The organism is Nostoc sp. NMS4, assembly GCF_017115095.1.
In the GTDB taxonomy this organism is placed as follows: Bacteria; Cyanobacteriota; Cyanobacteriia; order Cyanobacteriales; family Nostocaceae; genus Nostoc.
Genome location: NZ_JABXKI010000423.1, coordinates 1 through 5,487, shown reverse-complemented (window position 1 = coordinate 5,487; position 5,487 = coordinate 1). Strand labels below are relative to the sequence as shown.

3 protein-coding genes are annotated in these 5,487 nt (G+C 37.8%); 2 read left to right on the top strand and 1 reads right to left on the bottom strand.

The features are described from left to right. The first annotated feature begins 302 nt into the window (after window positions 1-302). Complete coding sequence (locus tag HWQ37_RS33810) at window positions 303-629, top strand: YbjQ family protein (RefSeq protein WP_292755677.1); 327 nt, start codon at window positions 303-305, stop codon at window positions 627-629. A gap of 330 nt (window positions 630-959) precedes the next feature. After that, window positions 960-1,586 (top strand): hypothetical protein, encoded by a 627-nt coding sequence (locus tag HWQ37_RS33805; protein ID WP_292755675.1) that lies wholly within the window; start codon window positions 960-962, stop codon window positions 1,584-1,586. A gap of 110 nt (window positions 1,587-1,696) precedes the next feature. Here the strand turns inward: HWQ37_RS33805 and HWQ37_RS33800 are convergent, their stop codons facing one another. After that, entirely contained in the window at window positions 1,697-5,443 is a 3,747-nt protein-coding gene (locus HWQ37_RS33800; protein ID WP_292755673.1) for a hypothetical protein, read from the bottom strand. Window positions 5,444-5,487 lie beyond the last annotated feature (44 nt).

Below are 5,487 nucleotides of genomic sequence, written 5' to 3'. Positions count from 1 at the left end.
TCAGAATTCAGAATGAATTTTGACCGAAAAAGCGGATGAATAATCGGCGTTTTTGCACCCACACAAAACAAGAAAATTTGGTGGTGCAACAATTCCTGCGCCGGTCTGAATCCCCGACTTATTTATTCTGACTCCTGTTAGCGATAGCGGGGCGTTTAGCCAATTATGACTTCTGACTTCTGACTTCTGAATTCTTCTTCAACAAACCTATATTCTGTAATAATAGTTATAATTGCTCAAGGATTTTGATAAATACTTTGATAATAAGTATCAAGATATAATCCCATATAGGAGGTTAATTTATGATTATAACTACTACTGATGTAATTCAAGGAGCGGTAATTGAGTCATATTTAGGCATTGTGACAGCAGAAGTAGTCTACGGCAGCAATTTCTTGCGGGATTTTTTGGCTGGTATTCGAGATATTATCGGTGGACGCACTGCTAGCTATGAGCGTCTATTTGAGCAGGGACAACGCAAGGCATTAGAAGAATTAGAACAACGCGCCCAACGTTTAGGAGCAAATGCTGTAATCGGGATTGAAATTGATACTGGTACAATCAAGCTTGACCAGTCAGGAGTTCTTTTGCTGATTACTGCCACAGGCACTGCTGTAAGGATGCGTTAATTTTTGATGATTTTAACTTTTGACAATCATTACCAAGTTTTAGTTAGATTAAGTCTAATTGCATACATAGTTAAAGCTAGCTTTTGATAGCTAGCTGATATTTTTATTAAGTTAAGAATTTTTATATAGAAGATTTACAAAAAAATACATAAATACTAAACTACATTAAAAATTGTGAAATCAAGTTTGTTTTTTCTGGCTAGAGATAGACATATTAAATCTTTCTATCGATAGAGATTGAAACAGAACATTTAGTTATTTAATTTGAAGCATAAAGATAAATATATCTAAGCAGAAACTTTGCTGAAACAGCACTGGAGAACATAAGCGATGTCATACGTAAATCGGACAGGTAATGACGTTATATCTACTGATACTGTAGTAGCAGGTCGAGTAGCTGAATATCACGATCGCGTTCGCTGGGGGCCAATTATTGCTGGTTTGTTGGTTTCTTTAGCTACACAATTAATTTTGAGTTCTATAATTAGTGCGATCGCAGCAGGAACAGTTGCAGGTTCAGGCGCACCCAGAACAATTGCCCCTAACGCTGCGGGTAATGCGGGGCTTTGGTCAACTATCGCTTTACTAATTTCCTTATTTACTGGTGGTTGGGTTACAGCCCGTGCTTGTGGGCCAATGAACCGCAGTACAGCTCTTCTTAACGGTGCAATTCTTTGGGCAACGACTTTGGCTGTTAGCTCATGGCTATTTGCAAATGGAGTAACGGGTGCTTTTGGTGTTGCTGCTTCCAACGCTGGGCAAATCATAAACCAGGCACAAAACCAGATACAACAGCAAGTTGGAACCGTAACTGCTCAACAAACTCGTGATATTGCCGCAAATGTGCGTTCAGGATTGTGGTGGTTTGTGTTTGGTTCTTTATTGGGTTTAATATCCTCAATGATTGGAGCCGTAACTGGCGCTCGTAGTCCTCGGACTAACAATTATAATCCTTAAAAAATTGTCGGGCAATCCAAATGTTATCAATTTTAAAAGCACCTTTAAAAGGTGCTTTTAATTTAGTATATTTCTCATTACTAATAGATTTCTACATTTGTCAATAAATATTAGTGAATCGACTCTGTAGACGAATCTACATCCTTATAAGTAAATTGCTTCCACAGTATTTGGATCTGGCTCAACAGGTTGTCATACTTGGTCTGCAAATCTGCTGCTGGACTTGGAGATGACTGTGTATATAGTTCCTGCCTGAATTTCGCAGGCTGAAGCTCTTTAATTACCAGCAACATCCAAAGACTACCATTGTCTCTAGCATATTTGTTTTCTTTGTAATTAGACTGAAGGATCTGTTTTAAGTTACCCAATATTTCGTAAATCTTCAAGATGAATATTTCTTGATCAGTGATTTCGTCTTTCCATTTGCGTGCTTTCTCAATAGCTCTTGTCGCTCGCTCTAGCTGAGTATGAGCTAAGTCTCCCTTACAAGTTAAATCCTCTCCACTTCTGGTCATTTCCAAATGTAAATCCATAGCGAGCATGATTTCAAACAAATTTCCATAATGCCCGCCCCGGACATTTAATTTTCCATATTCTTCGTTGTAAACAACACGTAATCTTCTGTTGTTTCTGATATCTTCGACTATTGATGCTAGATTTCTCCGTTTATGAGGACTTCTTAATTTCTTCTTTTGAGTCAAAAACTTCCCAAGTTTTTTTCCTTCTTCCATCAACTGTTGTGCAGTCAACTTCCTGCCCAAAAACTGAGTGCGTTCCAGATTGGTTTTCGCTAAATCTGTACCTGCTTTAATTCCTAGTCCTACATACTGCCAAAGCTCTTGTTGATTCTGCAAAGGTCTTCCAACTATTTCGTTACCAATATCTTGGGTAAATTCTTTATCTAAACGCAGAGGATTTACTGTACTCAACAAATCAGCAATGGTTGACCATATACCTACTAATTGATTACCAAGTACTATGTCTATGAGGCGTGGTGCTAATGTTCTGGCTGCTGGATCTTCTGTTGGTGTTTTGGTTTTTTCATCTAATACATCAAAAGAGTTATTCAATAAAGCTGGACTGTCTTGGGTTGCTGAAGAAGAAACACTTGACTCTGGAAATTTCCGGTCTTTATCAAGCTTTGGGTTAGGAATTTTTTCTTGTTCTTGTAACTCTATCTGCTGGAAAAGAGCCGGACTATCTGATTGTGCCAGCAGATGTACTTCATCGCCGTCATAATCCCCAGATAAGTCTTTCATCATCTCTGGCGCTACTCCAATTAAGCTACCAGGGTCGAGAAGTTTGGAAACTGCAAAATCGCCCTGAATCGTAAATTGCGTCTCGGTTTTTTTGGCGGTGTCGATATCTGCCGTTTCTTTCCATTTTTCATCGACTTTGCGATCTTCACTACAAACCACGATATCTACATTCATTGTCTTATATTTAGAAGGCCAATTCTCATCTGGGATCACCCCCAACAATCCTTTAAAAAAAACAAACGGTGGCTCCTTATGACCCATCTCATGGCCTGTCCAACGGTATTGCAGGGCAGTCAGATTGCCAATAAATTCAGAGAGGGGGTTTTCGGAAGCAGCGACGCGCCCTGTTGTCCAGTTCATTGTATCGGCCGGGCTACGGTGTAATGCAACTTTACTATTACCAGGCAAAATCCCTGGCGGTAATACGACTTCTTTCCCAGGAACAGGCATGGCAGTCCCGACCCTTACAGGAAAGTTGCCGGTGGTTACTGCGCGATAAAGCTTTTCTTTTTGCAAGTCCTCATGGTTAACTTGATTCTGAGGATTATCTTGCACAGATGTAACACCTTCTGGCAAGTTCTGATTTGTGGCGGCTGATGTTTGCGACAATTCTTTGATGCCATTTTCCACCAATTCAAAAATCAATTTGTTGTCTAAGGGTAGCCATTGAAGCATTTGAGTATTGGGAAGAGCAGGTCGCTTCAATCTAGGGGTAGAGGTTGATGGCTGTTTAGATTTGATTTCTGTAATCAGCTTTTTGGCAAGAGAAGCCTTCATAAAGCCCCAACCATCACTGACCATCAATTCAATACCATCTATATTTTCCAAAACAAATGGTGTTTTATCCTTGACAGCAGCACCGTTTATTTTAGAGCCAGTATGTGCAGCTAGTGGTGTAGTGAGTAAAGCCTGTCGTGTGTAAGCAACTGCCTCATCGAAGGGATGAATCCTAGTACTAAGGTTATCTTTGTCCGTTTCTATTGCCCAGGTGAAGTCACGATTTCCTGAGTTTAATAAATCAAATCGATATGTCGTCTTATTTAATTTAAAGAATGGCTTTTCATACAACTCTTGGCGTTTTTGTATTTTGAGTTGGGGATCGAATTCAACTCGCGCCAATTTAGTATCCCTTGCCATTCGGAAAATGTTCATGTCATTAACTTCATGTTCACCAATAGACTTCAATACTCCCTCGCGATCGTAGCTTACTTTGGGGATAGTCTTTTTAGAAGCCTTTCCTGAGATGATCTTTCCTTCTTTCCGCTTGCCCACCACTTCAAATGGCTGCTCGCTTTCCTGAGAAGTGCTATCTAAGGTATCAATCTCACTTAATGTTTCTTCTGGAATTTCTGGTAGTAAAAAATTATCTTCTTGGCTATCTTCATCTGAAGTATCTTCTTCTTTATCGTCTTGTAAACTTAATGCTCGATCAATTTCTTCTTGTAAAATAGTAAATAAGTTACTGAAGCTATCTTTAAGTGTTTTTTTACTTTCTAAAACATTTTCTACGACTTTTTCATAAGTACTATTCCAATTTTCAATGTCTTTTTTAATTTTGGATTCGTAGATACCATGATCAACAATACGTTTTTTACGAAGGTTAGACTGAGTTTCACCTATCTGTTTAAACTCTTTTTCATATTGTCGTTTCTTGGAAGAACTTATATGTAGTTTGTTTATTTCACTAAGTAGCCTATTAGATGCCTGATTCAAGCTAGCATGAGCTGTTATTTGAGAATTATAATTACTAATAAATTCTCGTATTTCTTCCTCTTTCTTATTTTGTTTATTCTGAACTTTAGTATATCTATTTTTAAAAGCATCATACTTATTTATCCAACTTTCAATATTATTGCTGACTTGACTTATATCTTTTTCATCAAGTAAATTTCCGTCAATTGCATTCTGTAAAAGTTTTGACAGACGCAGATGGAGATTGTCTAAATCGAGAATGGCATATTTAAAAATATCCACAAATTTCTTTTTGGTTTTATTTGATAAGGATAACTCTTGAATATTTAGCTCAGATTCTTGATTTTTAACAGCAAAAAGTTCTTCCAAGCCAGCTACTTTTGTCATGCCGAAGTTTATTATGCCAATATACTTCTTATATAATTGGAAAAATTCTGTTTCAATAGGGCTAACGGCTTCTCTAACCTTTGCTTGTTGTGTTTCTAGAAAATCTTGATTTTTCTTATATTCTTCATCATTAGATGATTGTGATTTTAGGCTATTCATTTTAGCTTCTATAAGCGGGAGAATTCGAGTTTTATTCTGAATGTCTTCCTCTAATTTTTGCAACTTATCTACAAAGGTATTACTTTGTCTTAAAACGCCATTTAGCAACGGCTCATACATTTTAAGTGTTCCTGCTGTCCGGCTATTTGGGTTATCTGCTTCTACTTCTTGTTTGGCTTGCAGTGATAGTCCAAGTATTAGATTAACTTTTTGCTGAAGCTCCTGCATTTTATTTTGAAATATACTTAATGCCACAGTTGTACTTTCGGGAGGAGTTTGCTCTCCTTCGTTTACTGTCCCTTGTCCAGAAGCTCCAGTCGCTTCTTGCTCTACTTCTTTGTTTTTACCCTTATTTAGCACAGTTATAGTTTGGGAAGGAGTTTCCTCTGTTTGTTCTTGCTCAA